The 20,687-nt window shown below is 64.4% G+C and carries 24 protein-coding genes; 17 read left to right on the top strand and 7 right to left on the bottom strand.

The genetic code is table 11. The features are described 5' to 3' along the window. The first annotated feature begins 134 nt into the window (after positions 1–134). Both aroF and DFR34_RS10990 read left to right on the top strand, forming a co-directional pair. The gene (aroF, locus tag DFR34_RS10985) at positions 135–1,151 is read left to right on the top strand and encodes a 3-deoxy-7-phosphoheptulonate synthase (RefSeq protein WP_110391205.1); all 1,017 of its coding nucleotides are present in this window, start codon (positions 135–137) and stop codon (positions 1,149–1,151) included. A 130-nt stretch (positions 1,152–1,281) separates the two neighbouring features. Continuing rightward, on the top strand, positions 1,282–1,728 hold the full coding sequence (locus DFR34_RS10990; protein ID WP_110391206.1) for an OsmC family protein: 447 nt from the start codon (positions 1,282–1,284) through the stop codon (positions 1,726–1,728). Between the two features lie 206 nt (positions 1,729–1,934). On the opposite strand, the gene mltB is transcribed toward DFR34_RS10990, so the two are convergent. After that, positions 1,935–2,930, bottom strand: coding sequence for a lytic murein transglycosylase B (mltB, locus tag DFR34_RS10995; protein ID WP_245906875.1), 996 nt, complete (start codon positions 2,928–2,930; stop codon positions 1,935–1,937). A gap of 279 nt (positions 2,931–3,209) precedes the next feature. Here mltB and radC point away from each other — a divergent pair, with 279 nt between their 5' ends. Both radC and DFR34_RS11005 read left to right on the top strand, forming a co-directional pair. Then, entirely contained in the window at positions 3,210–3,887 is a 678-nt protein-coding gene (gene radC / locus DFR34_RS11000; RefSeq protein WP_110391207.1) for a RadC family protein, read from the top strand. Positions 3,888–3,955: 68 nt separating this feature from the next. Next, positions 3,956–4,324 (top strand): hypothetical protein, encoded by a 369-nt coding sequence (locus tag DFR34_RS11005; protein WP_110391208.1) that lies wholly within the window; start codon positions 3,956–3,958, stop codon positions 4,322–4,324. A gap of 23 nt (positions 4,325–4,347) precedes the next feature. On the opposite strand, the gene DFR34_RS11010 is transcribed toward DFR34_RS11005, so the two are convergent. After that, positions 4,348–4,626, bottom strand: coding sequence for a hypothetical protein (locus DFR34_RS11010; protein WP_110391209.1), 279 nt, complete (start codon positions 4,624–4,626; stop codon positions 4,348–4,350). Positions 4,627–4,932: 306 nt separating this feature from the next. Here DFR34_RS11010 and pcnB point away from each other — a divergent pair, with 306 nt between their 5' ends. From pcnB to panD, 6 genes are all read left to right on the top strand, one after another. Next, positions 4,933–6,279: a polynucleotide adenylyltransferase PcnB gene (gene pcnB, locus DFR34_RS11015; protein WP_110391210.1), complete on the top strand. Its 1,347-nt coding sequence runs from the start codon at positions 4,933–4,935 to the stop codon at positions 6,277–6,279. Beyond that, positions 6,276–6,779, top strand: a complete 504-nt coding sequence (gene folK / locus DFR34_RS11020; RefSeq protein WP_110391211.1) for a 2-amino-4-hydroxy-6-hydroxymethyldihydropteridine diphosphokinase — start codon at positions 6,276–6,278, stop codon at positions 6,777–6,779. Before pcnB ends, folK begins: the two co-directional genes overlap by 4 nt. 120 nt (positions 6,780–6,899) lie before the next feature. After that, on the top strand, positions 6,900–7,526 hold the full coding sequence (locus tag DFR34_RS11025; protein ID WP_110391212.1) for a deoxynucleoside kinase: 627 nt from the start codon (positions 6,900–6,902) through the stop codon (positions 7,524–7,526). Positions 7,527–7,638: 112 nt separating this feature from the next. Then, positions 7,639–8,430 (top strand): 3-methyl-2-oxobutanoate hydroxymethyltransferase, encoded by a 792-nt coding sequence (panB, locus tag DFR34_RS11030; protein WP_110391236.1) that lies wholly within the window; start codon positions 7,639–7,641, stop codon positions 8,428–8,430. 34 nt (positions 8,431–8,464) lie between these two features. Next, entirely contained in the window at positions 8,465–9,298 is an 834-nt protein-coding gene (gene panC, locus DFR34_RS11035; RefSeq protein WP_110391213.1) for a pantoate--beta-alanine ligase, read from the top strand. A 33-nt stretch (positions 9,299–9,331) separates the two neighbouring features. Then, positions 9,332–9,715 carry an aspartate 1-decarboxylase gene (gene panD, locus DFR34_RS11040; RefSeq protein ID WP_110391214.1) on the top strand — a complete coding sequence of 128 codons (384 nt, stop codon included), beginning with the start codon at positions 9,332–9,334 and terminating at the stop codon, positions 9,713–9,715. A 101-nt stretch (positions 9,716–9,816) separates the two neighbouring features. Here panD and DFR34_RS11045 read toward each other — a convergent pair whose 3' ends face one another. Further along, positions 9,817–10,893, bottom strand: a complete 1,077-nt coding sequence (locus DFR34_RS11045) for a hypothetical protein (RefSeq protein WP_110391215.1) — start codon at positions 10,891–10,893, stop codon at positions 9,817–9,819. Between the two features lie 853 nt (positions 10,894–11,746). Between DFR34_RS11045 and DFR34_RS17140 the strand changes: the two genes are divergently transcribed. Beyond that, positions 11,747–12,859: a methyl-accepting chemotaxis protein gene (locus DFR34_RS17140; protein ID WP_373277963.1), complete on the top strand. Its 1,113-nt coding sequence runs from the start codon at positions 11,747–11,749 to the stop codon at positions 12,857–12,859. A 4-nt stretch (positions 12,860–12,863) separates the two neighbouring features. Here DFR34_RS17140 and DFR34_RS11055 read toward each other — a convergent pair whose 3' ends face one another. Next, positions 12,864–13,718: a LysR family transcriptional regulator gene (locus DFR34_RS11055; RefSeq protein ID WP_110391217.1), complete on the bottom strand. Its 855-nt coding sequence runs from the start codon at positions 13,716–13,718 to the stop codon at positions 12,864–12,866. An 83-nt stretch (positions 13,719–13,801) separates the two neighbouring features. Between DFR34_RS11055 and DFR34_RS11060 the strand changes: the two genes are divergently transcribed. Further along, positions 13,802–14,239, top strand: a complete 438-nt coding sequence (locus DFR34_RS11060; RefSeq protein WP_110391218.1) for a multidrug/biocide efflux PACE transporter — start codon at positions 13,802–13,804, stop codon at positions 14,237–14,239. Positions 14,240–14,273: 34 nt separating this feature from the next. On the opposite strand, the gene DFR34_RS11065 is transcribed toward DFR34_RS11060, so the two are convergent. Then, positions 14,274–14,777 (bottom strand): diheme cytochrome c, encoded by a 504-nt coding sequence (locus DFR34_RS11065; protein WP_110391219.1) that lies wholly within the window; start codon positions 14,775–14,777, stop codon positions 14,274–14,276. A gap of 170 nt (positions 14,778–14,947) precedes the next feature. Beyond that, entirely contained in the window at positions 14,948–15,346 is a 399-nt protein-coding gene (locus DFR34_RS11070) for a DUF1924 domain-containing protein (RefSeq protein ID WP_110391220.1), read from the bottom strand. A 280-nt stretch (positions 15,347–15,626) separates the two neighbouring features. On the opposite strand from DFR34_RS11070, the gene DFR34_RS11075 reads away from it, so the two are divergent. Beyond that, complete coding sequence (locus tag DFR34_RS11075) at positions 15,627–16,205, top strand: cytochrome b/b6 domain-containing protein (protein ID WP_158281798.1); 579 nt, start codon at positions 15,627–15,629, stop codon at positions 16,203–16,205. Positions 16,206–16,437: 232 nt separating this feature from the next. On the opposite strand, the gene DFR34_RS11080 is transcribed toward DFR34_RS11075, so the two are convergent. Beyond that, positions 16,438–18,228 carry an acyl-CoA dehydrogenase C-terminal domain-containing protein gene (locus tag DFR34_RS11080; protein ID WP_110391222.1) on the bottom strand — a complete coding sequence of 597 codons (1,791 nt, stop codon included), beginning with the start codon at positions 18,226–18,228 and terminating at the stop codon, positions 16,438–16,440. 231 nt (positions 18,229–18,459) lie between these two features. Between DFR34_RS11080 and DFR34_RS11085 the strand changes: the two genes are divergently transcribed. From DFR34_RS11085 to DFR34_RS11100, 4 genes are read left to right on the top strand one after another with little or no spacing between them, the layout of a single operon-like run. Beyond that, positions 18,460–19,020, top strand: coding sequence for a DUF2062 domain-containing protein (locus tag DFR34_RS11085; protein WP_110391237.1), 561 nt, complete (start codon positions 18,460–18,462; stop codon positions 19,018–19,020). Then, positions 19,007–19,564, top strand: coding sequence for an NUDIX domain-containing protein (locus DFR34_RS11090; RefSeq protein ID WP_110391223.1), 558 nt, complete (start codon positions 19,007–19,009; stop codon positions 19,562–19,564). Before DFR34_RS11085 ends, DFR34_RS11090 begins: the two co-directional genes overlap by 14 nt. Continuing rightward, on the top strand, positions 19,551–19,922 hold the full coding sequence (locus tag DFR34_RS11095; RefSeq protein WP_110391224.1) for a hypothetical protein: 372 nt from the start codon (positions 19,551–19,553) through the stop codon (positions 19,920–19,922). Before DFR34_RS11090 ends, DFR34_RS11095 begins: the two co-directional genes overlap by 14 nt. A gap of 18 nt (positions 19,923–19,940) precedes the next feature. Then, positions 19,941–20,621, top strand: a complete 681-nt coding sequence (locus DFR34_RS11100; protein WP_110391225.1) for a nuclease-related domain-containing protein — start codon at positions 19,941–19,943, stop codon at positions 20,619–20,621. The last annotated feature ends 66 nt before the right edge of the window (positions 20,622–20,687 follow it).

A 20,687-nucleotide genomic window follows, 5' to 3' on the forward strand; every position in this document is an offset into this window, starting at 1 on the left:
GGCCAAGCTTGCCCACAACACTCAGCGCAGCAAGACCAGGCGAGTGATAGGCGAGTGATATCAGCGGCGCTTGGTAGTCATTCCCGCGCCGGGCCGTTATCCTTGACGCTTCTGAATCCGTTGGACAGCACGTCATGATCATCGTCATGCAACACACGGCCAGCGCTGCCGATCTGGCGGCGGTGGTGGACAAAATCCGCCAGGCCGGTTTAAGCGAACACGTCTCTCGCGGCGCCGAGCGCACCATTGTCGGCGCCATCGGCGACGAACGCGCCTTGAGCCCGGCGCAGTTTGAACTGATGCCCGGCGTCGAGCGCGCCATGCATGTGGTCAAACCCTATCGCATCGTCTCGCGCGAAAGCCGCGAGGGCAACACCGTGGTCAAGGTGCGCGGCATCCCGATTGGCGGCGAAGCCATCCAGGTGATTGCCGGGCCGTGTTCGGTGGAAACCCCCGAACAAATGGACGCCGCCGCCGAGGCGGTGCGCGCCGCTGGCTGCCGGCTGATGCGCGGCGGCGCCTTCAAGCCGCGCACCAGCCCCTATGCCTTTCAGGGGTTGGGAATCAGTGGGCTGGCCTATCTGCAAAACGCCGCGCGCCCGCGCCAGCTGCCGATTGTCACCGAGCTGATGGACGTGCGCATGCTGGAGGTGTTTCTGGAATACGACGTGGACGTGATCCAGATTGGCGCACGCAATATGCAAAACTTTGATCTGCTGAAAGAAGTCGGCAAGGTCAACAAGCCGGTGATTCTCAAGCGCGGCTTGTCCGCCACGCTCAGCGAATGGCTGATGGCGGCCGAATACATCGCTGCAGGCGGCAACCACAATATTATTTTTTGCGAGCGCGGCATCCGCACCTTCGAAACCGCCTACCGCAATGTGCTGGACATCACCGCCATCCCGGCGCTGAAGCGGGAAACCCACCTGCCGGTGATTGTCGACCCCAGCCATGCCGGCGGCAAAGCCTGGATGGTGCCCTCATTGGCGCTGGCGGCGGTGGCGGCCGGCGCCGATGGCCTGCTGGTGGAAATGCACCCCAAGCCCTGCGAAGCCTGGTGCGACGCCGACCAGGCGCTGACCCCGCAAGAACTCAGCGCGCTGATGAGCTCGCTGCGCGGCGTGGCTGCCGCTGTCGGCCGCACGCTGTAAAACATCACACAATAAAATATAATAACTGCGCGTTCAGCGGCCAGGCCGCCGAGCGACAGACAACAGCGCCGGCCCATGGCAGCCTGGGCCGGCGCACACCCACACCGCTGCCACCGACAAAGGACACACCATGAGCCAGGGCGAAATCCGCGTTTCTCTCACCCAGCAATCCGACTATCAATTCTTGATCGACTTTGGCGCTGGCCTGCCGCAACTGCTGGCCGACGAGCCCGCGCCGCTGGGCCACGACCAAGGCCCGGCCCCCAGCCATATGCTGGTGTCGGCCGCCGCCAACTGTCTGGCCGCCAGTCTGTTGTTTTCACTGCGCAAATTCAAGCAAGCCCCCGAGCCGATCCGCGCCGAGGCAGTGGGCCGCATCGAACGCAACGCCGCTGGCCGCCTGCGCATGAGCACCATTGAAGTCACCCTGCACCTGGGCCGCAAAGCGGCAGAGATGGACCACCTGCAACGCGTGCTGGACACCTTTGAAGAATTCTGCACCGTGTCGCAAAGCATCAAGACCGGGGTGGACGTGCAGGTGGCGGTGCACGACGCCGATGGGGTGAAAATCAAGTGATCACAGGATGCAGCCAGAGGCAAGATCAATCCATCTGGCTTGCGTCCACAGCCCGTGCAAAAGGCCGCAGCAAACCAAGCCACGCCAGGCTTCACACCGCTGACAACACTCAGCAAAGCGCGCCCGGCTAGACGTGGGTGGCCGCAGACACGAGCAAGCGGACAACAAGACCATACCCACGTCAGGCGAGCTTGCTGAGCCTGACTTTACTGCGCGCCCGGCTGGCGGCGCTGGCGGATGGCGTCGGCCAGTTGGTGGGCGGCCATGGCGTATAGCGTGCTTTTGTTGTAGCGGGTGACGGTGTAGAAGTTCTGCAAGCCCAGCCAGTATTCCACCTCGCCCGGCGCCACTTCCAGCGGAAACAGCACGGCGCGGGCTTGTTCGTCCACGGCGCCGCCAGGGGTCACGCCCATGGCGCGCAGTTCGGCCACGGTGTAGTGCAGATTGAATTTGTCTTGCGCCAGACGGTCGGCCAGGTCTTTTGGCGCGGTGGCGGCCACCACCATTTCGCCGCCGCGCTGCCAGCCGTGCTGCTGAAAGTAATACGCCACGCTGGCGATCACATCCGCCGGGTTGCCCCAGATGTCGCGGTGGCCATCGGCGTCGCCGTCCACGGCCCATTTGCGAAAACTGGACGGCATGAACTGCGGCCAGCCCATCGCCCCGGCGTAAGAGCCTTTGAATTCGGTCGGGTCGCGGCGTTCTTCTTTGGCCAGCAACAGAAACTCGGTTAATTCCTGCTGAAAATAACTGGCGCGGCGCGGGTAATCAAACGCCACGGTGGCCAGTGCATCCAGCACACGAAAGCTGCCGGTATTGCGGCCGTAGCCGGTTTCCATACCGATGATGGCCACGATCATGGCCGGGTCTACCCCGTAAATCTGGCTGGCGCTTTGCAGCAGCTCGGCATGCTTGGCCCAGAAGGCCGCGCCCTGGCGCGCCAGGCCATCGTTGACAAAACTGGGGCGAAAGCGATACCACGGCCGCGCGGTGGAGGGTTTGTCAAAAATCGCCAGAATCGACGGCTTGGTGTCGGCGGCCAGCAGGGTGGCGCGCACTTCGTCGCGATTCAGGCCGTGCTGGCGGCTGATCTGGTCGATATAGGCGTCCACATCGGCGCGGCCAGCCAGGCTGGCGGCATGGGCAGGCGCTTGGCCAAGTGCAATCAACAGGCTGGCGGCAAGACTCAGGCGTTTCAGCATGGGGGTTCCGGCTAGTTTGGGAGTTGTAAAAAAATCAGCTGGCGTGACCTTGCGCCATACCAGCAGCCACTATGGTAACACCGAACACCGCCCCCTCCACCGCATCCCGCTGGCCCACGCGACATCTGTCTTGCGCATGACATATGCCATGCGCGATACTCAAACGCTGCCCAGCAAAACCTGCGAAGCCATCCTGACCGAGGAGCATGTCGATAGCAGGGCAGCAATCCGCGCCAGGGGCGTGGTGAGTGGCGCACAGAAAACCGCCGGGGGAAAAACATGTCGATAGCCGATTGGCCAGAAGACCAGCGTCCGCGCGAAAAACTGCTGGCGCGCGGCGCCGCCAGCCTCAGCGACGCCGAGTTGCTGGCGATTTTTTTGCGCACGGGGATTCGCGGCAAAAGCGCGGTGGACCTGGCGCGCGAGCTGCTGGCACACTTTGACGGCTCGCTGTCGCATTTGTTCGCCGCCACGCCGCAGGCGTTTTCTGCGGTGCCCGGCCTGGGGCTGGCCAAATACAGCCAGCTGGCCGCCACCCGCGAGCTGGCCGAGCGCGCCATGGCCGAGCGGCTGTTTGCCGGCGATGTGATGAACAGCCCGGATGTGGTGCGCGATTATCTGCGCCTGCGTCTGCATCGCCGTGAGCGGGAGGTGTTTGTCGCGCTGTGTCTGTCGGCACAAAATCAGGTGTTGGCGATGGAAGAACTGTTTCAGGGCTCGCTGACCGAAAGCCGGGTGTACCCGCGCGAAGTGGCGCGGCTGGCGCTGGCGCGCAACGCTGCGGCGGTGATCATCGCCCACAATCACCCCTCTGGCAGCGCCAAGGCCAGCGAGGCGGATATTCAGCTCACCCGCCAGCTGGAGCAGGCGCTGGCGCTGATTGATGTGCGTCTGCTTGATCATATTCTGGTGGCGGGCCATCAGGCGCTGTCGTTTGCCGAACAAGGCTGGATGTAGAACAGGCTTCACAAGCGCGTTGGCGCGGCGTTCTGTCGGTCAGTCTTGTTACTGACACGGGCCGGTTTATGCCAGAACGCATTGTCCATTCGCTCTACCAGCGCATTCTCGCCGACAGCAATCTGACGCAACGACAAAAACGCCAGTTGCTTGACGACGCCCGTCAGCTGCTGCCCGACGCCCACCAGCATCGCGCCACCAGCTGGGTGATCTGGCTGCTGGCGCTGGTGGTGTTGTCGATTCCGTTTACCTGCGCGGCCCATGTGCTGCTGGTGGGCAGTTTTCCCAATGATATTCCTGATGGGCTCTTATCGCTGGCCTCGGCGGCGGGCGGCGCGCTGGCCGGGTATCTGACGCCGCGCCAGCATCGGCGCGAGGCGGAGCCGCGGGAGGAAAATGAAGCGTGGTCTACCGCAGAAAGGCGCACCGCAGATTGAGCACACCTTACGCTGAGCGCGCCTCACGCCGCTGGCGGTTCAATCAAGGCGTCAAACTCGGCCAGGATGCCATCGCTGGCTTCGCCGGCAGTGGCGCGCAGGGCGGCGGCCAGCGGTTCGCGCAGCAGCGCGTATTCTTCCAGCGTCCAGGCGCCTTCCACCGCGCGTTGCCAGCGCGCGCGCTCTTCCCACAGGTATTCGCCAATCACCGCGCTGGTCAGGGCGTACAGCCGGGCCAGGCGAAACAGGGGCGCGCGCGGGGTGGGCGCGGCAGGGCGGCGGCGGGCAAACCAGGACAGCATGGCGATCTCCTGTGGGACACACCGGCCCGAACGGAAGGTGCAGGCGGCGGCAAGTTCAACTTGATCAAATAATAACAATTATCATTTAGATGTACAAGCCACTGAATGTCAGCCGTAAGCCAGCCGGGCCTGGCCCATCGCGCCAGGCCGCAAAACAGTCGTTTGTGCGAGGTAAAACATCGCCAGCGGCCATGCTGGCCCACCCGCCCAGCCCCATGCATGCCACAAGAATGGCGAATTCCCGCAGGAAGGGCGCGCAAGGCGGTATAATCATCGCCTTGTTTTGCCACTGTTGATCTGAAAGCGATGATTCGCAAGCTCCTAAGCCGCGTGTTCAAACTCCCCGAGCGTCGCCCCAAACCCAAGGTGTTCCCGTTCACCCAGCATGGGGTGCGCCGCGAGAGCATCAGTCCGGCCGCGCTGAAAATCACTTCCCGCCTGCAAGAGGCCGGCTTTGCCGCCTTTGTGGTGGGCGGCGCCGTGCGCGACCTGCTGTTGGGCCAGCACCCAAAAGATTTCGACGTGGCCACCAACGCCACGCCGGAGCAGGTGCACCATCTGTTTCGCCGCTCGCGCATTATTGGCCGGCGCTTTCGCATCGTCCATGTGATGGTCGGCGCGGAAACCATCGAAGTCACCACCTTTCGTGGCGGCGACGACACGGTGACCGACAGCGAGGGCCGCATCCTCAACGACAATGTATTCGGCAGCCAGGAAGAAGACGCCCGTCGGCGTGATTTCACCGTCAACGCGCTGTTTTACAACCCCAGCGACGAAACCATTGTCGATTATCACCACGGCGTGCGCGATGTGCACGCGCGCAAGCTGGCGATGATTGGCAACCCGGTGCAGCGCTACCGCGAAGACCCGGTGCGCATGCTGCGCGCGGTGCGGCTGGCGGCCAAGCTGGAATTGCGCATCGACGAACCCACCCGCAAGCCGATTGCCGAGCTGGCCTCGCTGCTGCAAAACGTGCCGGCGGCGCGGCTGTTCGACGAAATGCTGAAAATGCTGTTCTCCGGCCAGGCTTACCAGTGCGTGCGCATGCTGCGTCAGGAAGGCCTGCACCAGGGGATTTTTCCGCTGCTGGACGTGATTGCCGAAGAATCCGCCGGCGCCGACTTTATCCGCCTGGCGCTGGAAAACACCGACCGGCGCATCCGCGAGGACAAACCCGTCTCGGTGGGCTTCTTGCTGGCCACCCTGCTGTGGGGCCAGGTGCAACGCGAATGGACGCGGCGCATGGATTTTGGCGACAAGCCGATTCCGGCGCTGTTTGACGCCATGGCCGCCGCCGAGCGCATCCAGGACGACCAACTGGCCATTCCGCGCCGCTTTGCCACCACCATGCGGGAAATCTGGGCGCTGCAACCGCGCTTTGACAACCGCGATGGCAGCCGCCCCTATCGCCTGCTGGAGCAGCCGCGCTTTCGCGCCGGCTACGACTTCCTGGCGCTGCGCGCGGCGGTGGGCGAAGTGCCGCAGGCGCTGGTGGATTGGTGGACGGCGTTTCAGGAGGGCGACGAAGCCCAGCGCCAGGCGCTGATTGCCGCCGCCCGCCACAGCAGCGAGGCGCGCACCGGCGCCAAAAAGCGCCGCCGCCGCAAGAAAAAACCCAATGGCCAAGGCCAGCCGATGGACGACGGCGAATGACCGTCACCGCCTATATCGCCCTGGGCAGCAATCTGCAACAGCCTGCCGAGCAAGTGCGCGCCGCGCTGGCGGCGCTGGCGGCGCTGCCTGAGTGCAGCGGGCTGCGCGCCTCCTCGCTGTATATCACCGCGCCAGTGGGCTACGCTGACCAACCGGACTTTATCAACGCCGTCGCCCGTCTCGACACCACGCTGTCCGCCCCGGCGCTGCTGGCGCAGTTGCAGGCGCTGGAGGCGCAGTTTGGCCGCGAGCGCAGTTTTCGCAATGCGCCGCGCGTGCTTGATCTGGACTTGCTGCTGTATGGCGACCAGCGCATCGACACACTGGAACTGAGCGTGCCGCACCCGCGCATGCACGAGCGCGCCTTTGTGCTGGCGCCGCTGGCCGAGCTGGCCCCCGCGCTGATGCTGCCCCAGGGTTCCGTTACGGCATGTCTGGCGGCATGCGCACAGGATGGCATTCGCCGGCTTGACATTCCGCCCGAGTCACGACAAGGTTAGCCCCTTGACTGCGCCATGCCTTGCGCACGGCGGCAATTCGGGGTCATTCGGCCCCGCCAGGCGGAATTGGCCCGCCAGGCGGAACCGGGCGGCCCAAGCAGGGTTTACCGGACGCTGAACATGATTCCTTATCGCCACATCGCCATCGAAGGCCCGGTCGGGGTAGGCAAAACCGCGCTGGCGCGCAAACTTGCCGAACACTGTCAATTGCGCCTGTGCGCCGACCCGGCGCGCGGCAACCCCTTCCTGACGCGCTTTTACCAGAACATGAGCCACCACGCACTGGCCACCCAGCTGTATTGCCTGCGTGAGCGCGCCAGCGCCGCGCGCGAACGCTGCGCCGAGAGCGAGCCCAGCGCCTGTGTCAGTGATTTTCTGTTCGACAAGGACGCGCTGTTTGCCCGGCTGACGCTGGATGCCGACGAGCTGGCCTTGTATGAATCCCTGCGCCCGGCGCTCTTGCCCGCCGAATTGCCCCAGCCTGATCTGGTGGTGTATCTGCAAGCGCCCACCGAAATGCTGGCCCGCCGCATTGCCGCCCGTGGCGAGCTGGCGTTTCCTGATGGCTATCTCAAGCGCATCGACGCCGCCTATAGCGAATTTTTCATGCAATACGAAGCCGCTCCCGTGGTGATGGTCAACACCGAACGACTGGATTTTGTTGATAAGCCGGAAGACTTCGAGCTATTGTTGCGCTGCATCAGCGAGGCCAAGGGACAACGCAGCTATTTTAATGTCGCTGTCTGACCCCAGGCCCGCCATTGGCCCATCCGGCCAATGATCCCTCGCGGCACACCGCCAGCGGCCGGCAGACCCCGGCCCAAGGCGACGCCGCTGTCCCATGAAGGAAGCTCACCTGATGAAAATCACCGTCCAAACCTTGATGAAACTGGCCCAGGAAGGGCAAAAAATCACCATGCTGACCTGTTACGACGCCAGCTTTGCCGCCACGCTTGATGAAGCCGGGGTGGAAACCCTGCTGGTGGGCGATTCGCTGGGTATGGTGATGCAAGGCGCGGATTCAACCCTGCCGGTGACGCTGGAAGACATGGCCTATCACGTCCGCTGCGTGGCGCGCGGCGCGCGCAACGCGCTGATCATCGGCGACATGCCGTTTGGCAGCTACCAGGAAAGCCCGCAGCAGGCCTTCGCCAGCGCCGCCAAGCTGATGCAGGCCGGCGCGCACATGGTCAAGCTCGAAGGCGGCGCCTTCATGGCCGACACCACCCGCTTTTTGGTTGAGCGCGGCATCCCGGTGTGCTCGCACATCGGCCTGACCCCGCAATACGTCAACACCTTTGGCGGCTACCGCGTGCAAGGCAAGAGCGAGGACGACGCCGCGCGCATTCGCGCCGACGCCCGCGCGCTGGCCGACGCCGGCGCCAGCATGGTGCTGATGGAGTGCGTGCCGGCCGCGCTGGCCGGCGCCATCACCGCCGAACTGCCGGTGCCCACCATCGGCATTGGCGCCGGCCCCGAGGTCAGCGGCCAGGTGCTGGTGATTTACGACATGCTGGGCGTCTACCCCGGCAAAAAAGCGCGTTTTGTGAAAAACTTCATGCCCGAAGCCGGCAGCATCGCCGGCGCGGTCAAGGCGTATGTGCACGCGGTGAAGAACGGCAGCTTCCCCGCCGCCGAGCACTGTTTCTGATTTTTGCCGGCCAGCCCCCATCCCGGATTTCATTATGCATATTCTTCAAACCATCCAGGCGGTGCGCGATTGGCGCCGCCAGGCCGGCCGCGTGGCGTTTGTGCCCACCATGGGCAACCTGCACGACGGCCATCTTGCGCTGGTGCGCGAAGCCCGCCAGCGCGGCGACGCGGTGATTGTCAGCATCTTTGTCAACCGCCTGCAATTTGGTCAGGGCGAAGACTTTGACAGCTACCCGCGCACCTTTGAGGCCGACCGCGCCAAGCTGCAAGCCGCTGGCGTGGACGCGCTGTTCCTGCCCGACGAGCGCGAGCTTTACCCGCGCATCCGCCAGGATTTCAACGTCGAGCCGCCGCACCTGCAAAACGAGCTGTGCGGCGCGTTCCGCCCTGGCCACTTCCGTGGCGTGGCCACCGTGGTCACCAAGCTGTTCAATATTGTTCAGCCGGACGTCGCCTGTTTTGGCAAAAAAGACTTTCAGCAACTGGCCATCATCCGCGCCATGGTCGATGACCTGAACATGCCGATCGACATCGTGCCGGTGGACACCGGCCGCGCTGACGACGGCCTGGCGCTGTCGTCGCGCAATGGCTACCTGAGCGCCGACGAACGCGCCGAAGCGCCGCGCCTGTACCGCAACCTGCGCCAGATGCACGACGCGCTGGCCGCCGGCAGCAATCAGTACGCCGACCTGGAAGCTGCCGCCCGCGCCGACCTGGAAGCCCACGGCTGGCAGGTGGACTATATCGAAGTGCGCGCCGCCCGCACGCTGGACATCGCCCACGCCGGCGAACACCAGCTGGTGGTGCTGGCCGCCGCGCGCCTGGGCAAAACCCGGCTGATCGACAATATCGAAGTGCAGCGCTGACGCTGCCCGCCCCACGCAGAGGACCCCCCGACCATGCAACGCATGATGCTCAAATCCAAAATTCATCGCGTCACCACCACCCAGTGCGAGCTGCACTACGAAGGCTCGTGCGCCATCGACGATGATTTGCTGGAAGCCGCCGACATCAAGGAATACGAACAGATCGACATCTGGAACGTCACCAATGGCGAGCGCTTCACCACCTACGCCATCCGTGGCGAACGCGGCAGCGGCATCATCTCGGTGAACGGCTCGGCCGCCCGCCGCGCCGCCGTGGGCGATATCCTGATCATCGCCACCTTTGCCGCCATGAGCGACGAAGAAAGCCGCCAGTACGCGCCCAAGCTGGTGTATGTGAACGAAGAAAACCGCATCAAGGGCATTGGCGGTTCGATTCCGGTGCAGGCCGCCGAGTAATTTCGCGCACTCGCCTGATGCGCCGGGGGCTGGCCAGTGTTGATCTGGCCAGCCCCCGGCGTTTTTACCGCTTGGCGCCGCTCGCTGAGCGAGCGCCATGCTCAGCCGGCAAACATCGCCACTTCCAGCCACTCCTCGACAATTCCCACCGGCTCACTCTCCACCACGTCGGGCAGCAGGCGGCTGGCCCATAAAAACTGCTCGAAATACGCGCTTTGCGCGCCCGGCGGGCAGCAGCGGCGCAAATCGCTGCCCGGTGCGGCGTCATAAAACGGCCGCAGCTGCACCCCGGACGGAATAAAACTGCCATAGGTGTCGCGCAGCCAATTGGCGGCGTGGCTGTCGCTGACCAAGGGCACCCCGGCCGGTGCCTGGCCCACTTCGCCCAGCCACAGCAGCGCATGGCTGGCCGGCGGCGGATCGTCGGCATCCAGTCGGCGGCGGATGTCCTGGCGAGCGTAGCCCTCGGCCAAGTACAGCACATCACCGGGGCGCAGTTGTTGACGCAACTGCCGGTAGCTGCAACGCGCGTCGGCCACCCGCTGAATCGTCAGTCGGCCGACGGTTGGCGCGTGCACATGGCGGGCGCGGCTTTGCGCGGCGACATCCAGCTCCAGCTGAATGCCCAGCGCGTAGTTGTACAGCCAGGCCACATAGGCGCCGCCGCTCACACCCTGACCGGGGTCGGCGGGCAAGCCAAAGCGGGCAAACCAGGCGGCGTCGGGGTTCCAATCCGGGGTCAGGTGCTGGCGCCAGCCATAGCCCACCATGGCGGCCGCCACCGCCAGCAGCCGCTGCGCGCGCCAGGCATCGTGACGATGGCGCTCAATGCCGGCGGGCGGGCGGCTGGGCGGATAGTGGCGCGGCAGCGGACCATGTGCCGGATGGGCATGGGCGCGGGCATAGGCGGACGGGGCAAACCAGTCGTGCGGGCCGCGCGCAAACGCCGGCTCGCGGCCTTGCTCGCGCCAATGGGCAAACGGCGGTTTTTCCAGGCCGTGGGTGAGCGTGGCCCAGTCAAAATCAAAGGCCAGGGTGTACGGCGATTGATACTGGCCGGCGTTGACATTGATCTGGCTGGGGCGCAGCCGGGCGCCGGCCGGGGTGTCGGTCACCCCCAGCCGCGCCGGGTCCAGCAGGCGGTCGATAAAGCAAAAAGCGGGGTCATGCGGGATCATGGCGGCTCCTGAGCGGGCAATGTCGGTTCTGCCTGACACAACGCTGTGGGGCCGGTGCTGTGAACAGGCGGCCGCGCCCGGCCGGCACAAAGACAGCAATCAGCGCTTAACAATATCCAAATCGAATGTCAATGCGTATTTCTGCGGGTTTTTGTCTGCTGGGACTTGCATATGCGCAACGGTAATGCCACAGTCAAAATCTGCCGGTCGGGCGCGCCAAGTCATGCGTCCGCCATTCAGGCAAACGGGCGCAGACCCGGATAGAGGAAGACAAATCATGCATATCGCGTTATGGGGCGTCATGGGCATACATGGCGCCGTGGTGCTGGCCGCCTGCGGCCTGTTGTGGATGGCTGGCGCGCCAGGCTCGGCCTGGGGGCTGGCCGGTTTGGGTGTGGTGGGCGCCGGCGGGCTGCTGGCCTGTGTGTATCCGCCGTGGCTGCGGCCGCTGCACAAGCTGCGCGCCAGCCTGCGCAACCGGCCCAAGCAAGCCATGGCCGAACCCTGGCCGCTGCCTGGCGGCGCGCTGGACGAAGCCATCGAGGGCTTTAACCACGAGCGCGCCGCGCTGTGCCGGGTGCTGGGCGGCGTGCGCCAGCACAATATCGCGCTGTCCATCCAGGCGGCGCACATCGGCAAGGTGATTCAGGACGCGCGCGACAAGGCGCTGGAGCAAGAACGCCTGGCCGAAGAAATCTTTGCCCTCACCCAGCGCAGCCAGCAGGAAGCGGGCGCCATGCAAGCCAGCGTCGGCGTGATTGCCGGCTTTACCGGCGCGCTGGCTGAGCGCGCCGCCGACACCTGCGGCGCAGTGCGCGACGCCGACCTGCGCGCCCGCGAGGCGGTGACGGTGATGGACGACTTTGCCCACACCCTGGGCCAGCTTCAGGAAGACACCCGCGCCATCATCGACAGCGTGGCGGAAATTCGCGGGATTTCAGATCAGACTAATCTGCTGGCGCTGAACGCCGCCATCGAAGCCGCCCGCGCTGGCGAATCCGGCCGAGGGTTTGCCGTGGTGGCCGACGAAGTGCGCAAACTGGCCGAGCGCACCCATGCGCTGGCGGTGACGGTGAGCGGCAAGGTTGAAGCCATGCACACCCTGTCCGGGCAAACCGCCAGCCACACGCAAACCGTGGTGGACAGCATGGGCGAGGCCAGCAGCCTGCTGGAGCGCGCCAACCAGGCACTGGATGGCTTTGCCCAGGGCAGCCGTCAGGTCAACCAGGAAATCGGCGTGGTGCGCGAGGCCATCGACGTGCTGGCCGGCAATAATGACGACATCCACCACCACGTTGGCCGCATGAACCAACTGGCCGACGACATGGCCGGGGTGATGCAAACCAGCGCCACTGCCTCGGGCGAGCTGATTGCCGCCGCCGAGCAGGTGATGCGCGAGCTGGGGCGCTTTCAGCTGGCCGATGGGCCGTTTGACCAAGTGGTGCGCCAGCTGTACGCCTGCCGCGACGAATGCGAGCGCAAGCTGGAAGCGCTGGCCGCCGCCGGCCATAATCTGTTCGACCGCCAGTACACGCCGATTGCCGGCACCAACCCGCAGCAATACCACACCAGCTACGACCGAGCCTTCGAGCAGGTTTTCCGGCCGTATTTCGACCAGACCACCGCCAGCATTCCCGGCTGCGACCTGGTGGTGCTGCTGACCGGCGATGAAACCTATCCGCCCACCCACATCAGCAAATACAGCCAGCCGGCCACCGACGACCCGGCGCACAACCTGGCCTTTGCCCGCGACAAACGCTTTCACCGCGCCAACCGCATGCTGCACCGCACCTGCACCGACAACGGGGAGTTTTTGTTCCAGGCTTATGTGCGTGATATTGGCGATATTTACGCGCTGGTGTCAGTGCCGGTGCACCATCGCGGCCGCCACTGGGGCGGGCTGATTTTCAGCCTGCGCCACGAAGCGCTGCTGGGCGGCGGCGCACCCAAGGTCAGTGCCCGGTAAAGCCTTACCCTGCCAGTTGCGTCAGCATCCATGCCTGCGCCGGGCCGGGCGGGCGCTGGCGTGACCACACCGCATCCATGGCCCGCTGACGTGGCCAGCCCGGCAGCGCCAGCGCTGTCAGCCCCTGGCCATAACGTGCGGCCAGCCAGTGCGGCAGCTCAGCCCAGCCAAACCCGCACTGCGCCAGCTCCAGCAACAGCAAATAACTCGGCGCCGACCAGGCCAATTGCCCCGACTCGTCCGCCGGGCCAGCCTGGCAGGTTTGCAGGCGCAGCTGACGATGCTCGCGCAAATCCGCCTCACGACAGCCATCCCGACTGGCCAAGGGATGGCTGGCGGCCACATACAGCGAGGTTTGCGCCTGCAACGGCAAACGCTGATGCGCCAGATCGGCCGGGTAGCCCGGCTGAGCGGTCAGCAAACCCAAATGGGCGCGGCCACTGCGCACCAAGGCCACCACGTCGGCATCTTCGCCCACCAGGCATTCCAGCTCGGTGGCGGGAAAGCGCTCGGCAAAGGCGTGCAGCATGGCTTCAAATTCCAGGCTGGGAAAGGTATCCGACAGCACCAGGCTCAGGCGCGGCTCGCCGCCGTCGGCCAGCCGGCGCGCCTGCACGCTCAAGGCATCCTGCGCGGCCAGAATTCGCCGGGCCAGCGGCAGCAGATTGGCGCCGGCCTCACTGAGTGTCGGCAAACGTGCCTGGCGGTCAAACAACATCACGCCCAGGTCGATTTCCAGATTGGCAATGGCCTCGCTGATGGTGGACTGGCGCTTGCCCAACTGGCGCGCTGCCGCCGAAAACGAGCCCAGCTCCGCCGACAGCACAAACGCCACCAAGGCATCAGGAGAGGCAAACATATCGATTTATCCGATGGAAGTCACATTGAACACCCGGTAAAAGCCTAGCACACTGGCGGCAGTTTTTTGCCTATGGAGTCGCCATGCCTGCCCATCCCTTGCCGCGCACGCTGCGCGAGCGCGTGTTGCACGCGCTGTTATACGAACTGTGCGCCATGGCGCTTTTGGCTCCGCTGGGCAGCTGGCTGCTGGGCCACAGCCTGGCGCACACGGGCGCACTGGCGCTGTGGATGTCGGCCACCGCCATGCTGTGGAATATGCTGTTTGGCGCACTGTTCGAACGGCTGGAAGCGCAATTGGGCTGGACGCGCACGCCATGGGTGCGCAGCCTGCATGCCATCGGTTTTGAAGGCGGTCTGGTGCTGCTGTGCGTGCCCGTGGTGGCCTGGTGGCTGCAAGTCAGCTACTGGCAGGCGCTGTGGCTGGATATTGGCGTGCTGCTGTTTTTCCTGCCGTATACCTGGCTGTTCAACTGGCTGTATGACCACGCCCGCGCACGACGTGCGCGGGCCGTGGCGTAAAGCCCCCCATGCAGCATGGTGATGATTGACGGTCTCAGCGCGGAATGCGCACCCGGTCATCGTCAAAATCGCCGCGCTCGGCGTCGCGGTGGCAGGCCATGCAGTTGCTGGCGCTTTTCACCGAGGCGCGCCGCCACACCGCCGGGGCGACTTCGTCGTGTTTGCGGATAAACCAGGCGGTGCGGGTGATGCGCGGCGGCTCGCCCGCCGTGCTGGCCGGCGTGGGCAGGGTGTTGCTGGCGCTGGCGCGCAATAGATAGTCGCGGATCACCTGCATATCGGCGGCGTCCAGCGTGGCGTTGACGCCGTAGTGCTGGCGCAGGGTGTCCAGCTGTTGCCGCCAGGCAGCAGCAGGCAGCAGGCCGGCCGGGTAGGCCATATGGCAGCTGCCGCATTCGGTTTTCCATACTGCCGGCGCGCCGGCGCTGCTCAGTTGGCGCGGGCGGCGCTTGTCGTGGCGTTCGTGGTGTTCGTCGTCGTCCGCCCATGCTGATGCCATGGCCAGGCATAGCGCCAGCGGCCAGATCATTTTGCTCATATGATTTCTCCAGATTCAGTGCGGCTCACAAAGCCAGGGGGGTTGTGAGCGGCGCTTAAAGTCGCTCACAAAACTCAGCGAAGCGATCCTGGCTAGGCGCACGACCGTAGACAGTACAGGTAGTACGGCAAGGTCGGGCAACAACGCCAGGAGGGTTTTGTGAGCGGCTCTTATGGCAAGCTGCTCAGCCAGCGCACAAAGTCGCCCTTCTCCTGCGCGCTGCATTCGCGGCGGAACACATCGTCGCAATTGCGCCGAAACCATTTCTCCACTTTCTTGGCGTCAGTGAAGCGCATCGGGTTGGCCACTGGCGCCAGCGGCTCGATCTGGCGAAAAGCCGGGGTTTTGCCCGGCTGGCGCGGGTTGGTGGTGTGGCAGCTCGCACATTGCATCGGCTTGCCGCTGGCGCTGGATTCCCGAAAATACAAGGCGCGGCCGCGCTCGGCGGAAAACCCGGCAAAGGCCGGATCAGCGGCGCGCGCTTCACGGGCGTAGTTGTCCAGCAAGGCGGGATTGGCCTGGGCCAGCGTGACGGCGCACAGGCTGGCCAGCCCCCAAAAAATACGCATAGCATCAACTCCTCAGCAACACAGAAACCCACGCTTAGCGTTGCTCACAAAACCCAGCGCAGCGCGCCTGGCGAGGCGCACGGCCGTAGACAGTACAAGAAGTACGGCAAGGTCGGGCAACGACGCCAGGCGAGTTTTGTGAGCGGCGCTTGTCGCTGGTTTCAGTCCAAACATGGTTGTGTCATAGCATGCCGGGCCAAGCTTAAGCCGGGATTAACCCTATGGCGGACAAGGTTTCATGTTCAGTTAAGTTGCCGGGGCCAAGATGGCGGCATTCACCATGACTGAGGCTGACGCCATGCAAGCATTTTCCCGTTTTCGTCTGTATCACTGGCTGGTGGCGCTGTTGTTCGCCGCCGCTTACCTCACCGGCGAGGACGCCGGGCTGGCGCATGTCTGGCTGGGCTATGGCCTGCTGGCCTTGCTGGCGCTGCGGCTGAGCCTGGCGCTGCTGGGCCGGGCGCGTGGTTTTCCGCGTTTGTGGCCGCAAAGCCCACGTCTGAGCGGGCGGATTGGCCGCTGGGTGACGCTGGGGGTGTTGTCGGGGTCGTTGTTGACGCTGGGGCTGGGCATGAGCATGGTGGACAACCGCGCCGCGCTCAGCGAAGGGCTGGCCATGTTGATGCCGGCGGCGCGCGCCGATGACGGCGGCGGCGATGACGATCACCACGCCATGCGCTGGGGCGACTGGCTGGGCCGCGCACTGCGCGATGTGGAAGAAGCGCACGAGGCGCTGTCGCAAGGCGCGCTGGCGCTGGTGGCCGGGCATATCGGCTGGGTGTGGCTTACCCAGCGCCGTCAGGCGGTGGCCATGCTGCGTGGGGTACAGGCAAACCAGGCGGGTGCCAAGCGCAGCTAACCCAACCTTCCTGGCGTTGTTGCACGGCCTTGCCGTACTGTCGGTCACACAGCTCGCGCAGAGCCGCTGCGCTGAGTCTTGAATCAGCAGACACAGCCCAGCCCGGCTGCGACAAAAGCAGATAAAAAAACGCCGGACCCTCGCGGGTCGCGGCGTCAGGGCATATCTGCCACAACAGCACCTACACACTTCATATGCCGTGCGCCAAGGCGCGCGGCGATGTCATGCAATATCAGAAAGCAAAGTGCGCTTCGTCCAGCTCCATCAGCGGCTTGGCGCCCGCCTTCAGGGTGACCAGCAGGCTGTGCACTTCCGGGAACAGCTTGGCAAAGTAGAAGCGCGCAGTGGTCAGCTTGGCTTCGTAGAAGGCTTTCTCACCCGTGCCGGCGTCCAGCTTGTCCAGCGCGGTCTTGCTGATCCACAGCCAGAAGAAGCCATAGGTCAGGTGGCCAATCAGGCGCAGGTAGTCGGTGGCGGCGGCGCCGGCTTCGTCGCGGTTCATCATCGACTGCATGCCGACGTGCATGGTGACATCGCCCACATCCTTCAGCAGCTTGCTCACTGCTTCGGCCATGTCTTTCAGGCGCGAATCCCCGCCGTTGGCTTCGCAGTACTTGTGCACGATCTTGGTGAACTTGCGCAGCTTCTGGCCTTGGTCCATCAGCACCTTGCGGCCCAGCAGGTCGATGGCCTGAATGCCGTTGGTGCCTTCGTAAATTTGCGAGATGCGGCAATCGCGCACCAGCTGTTCCATGCCCCATTCGCGGATAAAGCCATGGCCGCCAAACACCTGCATGCCCATATTGGCGGCGGTGTAGCCATTGTCGGTCATGAAGGCCTTGGCCACCGGGGTCAGCAGCGCCACCAGATCAGCGGCCTGGCTGCGGGCTTCAGCGTCCGGGGATTTTTCTTCGATGTCCAGTTGCAGCGCCAGCCAGGCGGTCATGGCGCGGCCGGCTTCGGTGTAGGCTTTTTGCGTCAGCAGCATGCGGCGCACGTCCGGGTGGACGATGATCGGGTCGGCGGCTTTTTCCGGGGCTTTCGGGCCGGTCAGCGCGCGCATTTGCAGGCGTTCGCGGGCATAGCTCAGCGCGCCCTGGAACGAAGCCTCGCCCAGGCCCAGGCCTTGCATGCCGCAGCCCAGACGGGCGGCGTTCATCATGGTGAACATGCAGGCCAGACCCTTGTCGCGTTCGCCAATCAGATAGCCCTTGGCGCCGTCCAGGTTGATCACCGCGGTGGCGTTGGCCTTGATGCCCATCTTGTGTTCCAGCGCGCCGCAGAACACCGGGTTGCGGCTGCCGTCGGCGTGGAACTTCGGCACGATGAACAGCGAGATGCCCTTCACGTCCTTGGGCGAATCCGGCAGGCGGGCCAGCACCAGGTGAATGATGTTGTCGCTCATGTCGTGCTCACCGGCCGAGATGAAGATCTTGGTGCCGGTAATGCTGTAGCTGCCGTCGCCATTCGGCTCGGCCTTGGTTTTCAGCAGGCCCAGGTCGGTGCCGCAGTGCGGTTCGGTCAGACACATGGTGCCGGTCCAGCTGCCGTCCACCAGCTTGGGCAGGTAGGTGGCTTTTTGCTCGTCAGTGCCGTGGGCGTGGATGGCGGCGTAGGCGCCGTGGCTCAGGCCGGGGTACATCGACCAGGCGACGTTGGCCGAGCATTGCATTTCCATCATCGGGAAAGCCAGCACCTTGGGCATGCCCTGGCCGCCGTAGGCCGGGTCGCAATCCAGGCCGGTGAAGCCCAGTTCGCAGTATTGTTGGTAGGCTTCTTTGAAGCCGGCCGGGGTGGTGACGCTGTGGTCAGCCGGATTGAAGCTGCAACCCTCTTCGTCGGCGGCGCGGTTGATCGGGGCCAGTTCGTTTTCGCAGAACTTGGCCGCGGCATCCAGATAGGAGGCAAACACGTCCTGGGTGGCTTCTTCGTAGCCAGGCAGGGTGGAAATCACGTTTTGCACCTGAATCACTTCGTTCAGGACAAAATCAAAATCGCGCAGCGGGGCTTTGTATGCAGGCATGATGTCTCTCCGTGTAGGTTCGCCCTCCTTGCTGGATGGCGTGTTGGCGGGGTAAATGTAAGGGCAAAATCCGGGGCTGGCAATCTTTTTTCAAACGAATGTTTTAAGTGTATGTTTCTAGCCACACTTCCCGCGCGACAATCCACCGTTGTTGCATTGCAACAACGGCCAGCCACCCCAATCTGGTCACCTACCCTACTCTATAAGCTAGCCTTTTCTGGACAAATCACCATGCCGCGCAAGTGGTTCAAACGTTATCTGCCCGACCCGGCCACCCTGGCTGCCAACCGCTGGCTGGCCTGGATGGGCCCGCGCCTGCACGATCCGCAGCTGTGGACGCTGCACCGACGCAATGTGGCGCGCGCGGTGGCGGTGGGCTTGTTTGCCGGGCTGATGCCCGGGCCCACACAGATGCTGACAGCCGGCGCGCTGGCCTGGTGCTGGCGCATCAACCTGCCGGTAGCGCTGGCCACCACGCTGTACACCAACCCGCTGACCATTGTTCCTTTATACTGGCTGGCTTATGAATATGGCTGTCTGCTCACCGGCCAGCAAGGCGGCCTGCCAGCGCTGCCGCCCGAGTGGGCTACGCAGGGATTTGGCGTCTGGCTGGGGCAGATGGTAGATTGGGCGCAAACCCTGGGCTGGCCCCTATTGCTGGGCGTGCCGGCGCTGGGGCTGACCCTGGGCCTGGCCGGCCATGGACTGGTGATGCTGGCATGGCGATGGCATACTGTGCACGCTTGGCGGCATCGGCGGCACGCAAGGAAAACATCACATGGCTCTGACTGAACACACACTGGATTCGGAACAACTGCTCGAAGGCGGCTTTTTGCGCGTGTATCGGGATCGCGTGCGCCTGCCCGATGGCAGCGAGGCGCGGCGCGAGTACATCGCCCACCCTGGCGCGGTGGCGATTTTGCCGCTGACCGAGGCCGGCGAGCTGGTGCTGGTGCGCCAGTATCGCTATCCGGTGCGCCAGACCTTTCTGGAAATCCCCGCTGGCAAGATCGACGCTGGCGAGGCCTGGCTGGCCACCGCCCAGCGTGAACTGCTGGAAGAAACCGGCTATACCGCCCGCCGCTGGCATGCGCTGCCAGTGGCGCATCCGTGCATTGGCTATTCAGACGAAAAAATCGCCTATTTTGTGGCTGAAGGCCTGATTGCTGGCGACAGCCAGCCAGACGAAGGCGAGTTTGTCGAAGTGGAACACCTGCCGCTGACCGAAGTGATCGCCCGCGCCCAGCGCGGCGAGCTCAGCGACAGCAAAACGCTGACCGGCCTGTTCTGGCTGCAAGCCTGGCAATCTGGGATGTTGCGCAGTGAGCCGCTTTAACAACCATCACCATTCCCATCAGCACAGCCCAGGCCGCCAGCCGGGCTACTCTGGCGCGCACGCCGGCAATAAGGACGTGCCGCCACACTGCCAGGGCAAGCTGCGCTCGCTGGTCACCAATCAGACTTACCCGGCACTGTGCTACGACGTGCGCATCACCGGCATGCAGGTATGCACGCCGTATGTGCCGCAGCAGGGCGAACGCATCGAGCTGACCGTCTATCCGCCCGATATCGGTGGCCGCCCCAGCGAGCCCTTCACCACCGAAGTAGAAGCCGTATGCTGCCTGGAAGTGCAACAAGGCCAGCTGTATCAGCTGACCGTCAATATCGTCACCAGCTCGGTGCGCCGGCGCTGAGTGTGGCGCACAGCCAGCATGATCATCAAACCTCCCGATAGTCTCCAGGCCCGGCTGGCCGCCCAGCGCGCCACCTTGCCCGCGACCGACCCCGCCAGCGAAGCCCGCTTGCGCGGTCTGCACCAGCATTTGCGCGGCTTGCAGCACAGCGCCAACGATCTGGACGCCCAACTGGCCGACGGCACGCGCTGGGCGCTGCTGCACGACCTGCATCTGCGTATCGACGGGCGCTCGCTGTGGATTGACCATTTGCTGATCAATCGCCAGCTGGACATTCTGCTCCTGGCCAGCCCGCATTATGGCGATAGCCTGAGCGTGGACGAGCAGGGCGAGTTTTTTCGTGAAGTGCGCGGCCGCCGCCTGGGCTTTGCCTCGCCGCTGAACCGCCTGCACCGTCAGTTGGCGCTGCTGCGCACCTGGTCGCGGCAACTTGCCTGGCCATACCGTCAGGGTGGGCCGCTCACGCCCAGCTGGCTGTTTGCCGTGCTGCTGGCACCCCATGCCGACAGCGAAGCGCCCGCCGCATTTGCCGAGCTGCTGGTGCGCCCACACCAGCTGAACGACTGGCTGGCCATCCACACCCGCCATCCCGAGCGCAGCACGCTGGATACCCTGGCGCACAGTGTGTCGGTGGACACCTTGCGCGGCTTTGCCCAGCAGTGGCATGACAGGCATATTGGGCCGGAGCAGGCGGGCTGAAAAACAGTGCCTAATCAAAAAACAACGGCGGTCGATGATTCGACCGCCGTTGTTTTTTGTTGCCAG

It is taken from the genome of Rivihabitans pingtungensis (assembly GCF_003201855.1).
Taxonomy (GTDB): Bacteria; Pseudomonadota; Gammaproteobacteria; order Burkholderiales; family Aquaspirillaceae; genus Rivihabitans; species Rivihabitans pingtungensis.

Coding starts and splice junctions, on each gene's coding strand:
- aroF (WP_110391205.1), top strand. CDS start 135: ATGATCATCGTCATGCAACACACGGCCAGCGCTGCCGATCTGGCGGCG.
- DFR34_RS10990 (WP_110391206.1), top strand. CDS start 1,282: ATGAGCCAGGGCGAAATCCGCGTTTCTCTCACCCAGCAATCCGACTAT.
- mltB (WP_245906875.1), bottom strand. CDS start 2,930: ATGCTGAAACGCCTGAGTCTTGCCGCCAGCCTGTTGATTGCACTTGGC.
- radC (WP_110391207.1), top strand. CDS start 3,210: ATGTCGATAGCCGATTGGCCAGAAGACCAGCGTCCGCGCGAAAAACTG.
- DFR34_RS11005 (WP_110391208.1), top strand. CDS start 3,956: ATGCCAGAACGCATTGTCCATTCGCTCTACCAGCGCATTCTCGCCGAC.
- DFR34_RS11010 (WP_110391209.1), bottom strand. CDS start 4,626: ATGCTGTCCTGGTTTGCCCGCCGCCGCCCTGCCGCGCCCACCCCGCGC.
- pcnB (WP_110391210.1), top strand. CDS start 4,933: ATGATTCGCAAGCTCCTAAGCCGCGTGTTCAAACTCCCCGAGCGTCGC.
- folK (WP_110391211.1), top strand. CDS start 6,276: ATGACCGTCACCGCCTATATCGCCCTGGGCAGCAATCTGCAACAGCCT.
- DFR34_RS11025 (WP_110391212.1), top strand. CDS start 6,900: ATGATTCCTTATCGCCACATCGCCATCGAAGGCCCGGTCGGGGTAGGC.
- panB (WP_110391236.1), top strand. CDS start 7,639: ATGAAAATCACCGTCCAAACCTTGATGAAACTGGCCCAGGAAGGGCAA.
- panC (WP_110391213.1), top strand. CDS start 8,465: ATGCATATTCTTCAAACCATCCAGGCGGTGCGCGATTGGCGCCGCCAG.
- panD (WP_110391214.1), top strand. CDS start 9,332: ATGCAACGCATGATGCTCAAATCCAAAATTCATCGCGTCACCACCACC.
- DFR34_RS11045 (WP_110391215.1), bottom strand. CDS start 10,893: ATGATCCCGCATGACCCCGCTTTTTGCTTTATCGACCGCCTGCTGGAC.
- DFR34_RS17140 (WP_373277963.1), top strand. CDS start 11,747: ATGGACGACTTTGCCCACACCCTGGGCCAGCTTCAGGAAGACACCCGC.
- DFR34_RS11055 (WP_110391217.1), bottom strand. CDS start 13,718: ATGTTTGCCTCTCCTGATGCCTTGGTGGCGTTTGTGCTGTCGGCGGAG.
- DFR34_RS11060 (WP_110391218.1), top strand. CDS start 13,802: ATGCCTGCCCATCCCTTGCCGCGCACGCTGCGCGAGCGCGTGTTGCAC.
- DFR34_RS11065 (WP_110391219.1), bottom strand. CDS start 14,777: ATGAGCAAAATGATCTGGCCGCTGGCGCTATGCCTGGCCATGGCATCA.
- DFR34_RS11070 (WP_110391220.1), bottom strand. CDS start 15,346: ATGCGTATTTTTTGGGGGCTGGCCAGCCTGTGCGCCGTCACGCTGGCC.
- DFR34_RS11075 (WP_158281798.1), top strand. CDS start 15,627: ATGACTGAGGCTGACGCCATGCAAGCATTTTCCCGTTTTCGTCTGTAT.
- DFR34_RS11080 (WP_110391222.1), bottom strand. CDS start 18,228: ATGCCTGCATACAAAGCCCCGCTGCGCGATTTTGATTTTGTCCTGAAC.
- DFR34_RS11085 (WP_110391237.1), top strand. CDS start 18,460: ATGCCGCGCAAGTGGTTCAAACGTTATCTGCCCGACCCGGCCACCCTG.
- DFR34_RS11090 (WP_110391223.1), top strand. CDS start 19,007: ATGGCTCTGACTGAACACACACTGGATTCGGAACAACTGCTCGAAGGC.
- DFR34_RS11100 (WP_110391225.1), top strand. CDS start 19,941: ATGATCATCAAACCTCCCGATAGTCTCCAGGCCCGGCTGGCCGCCCAG.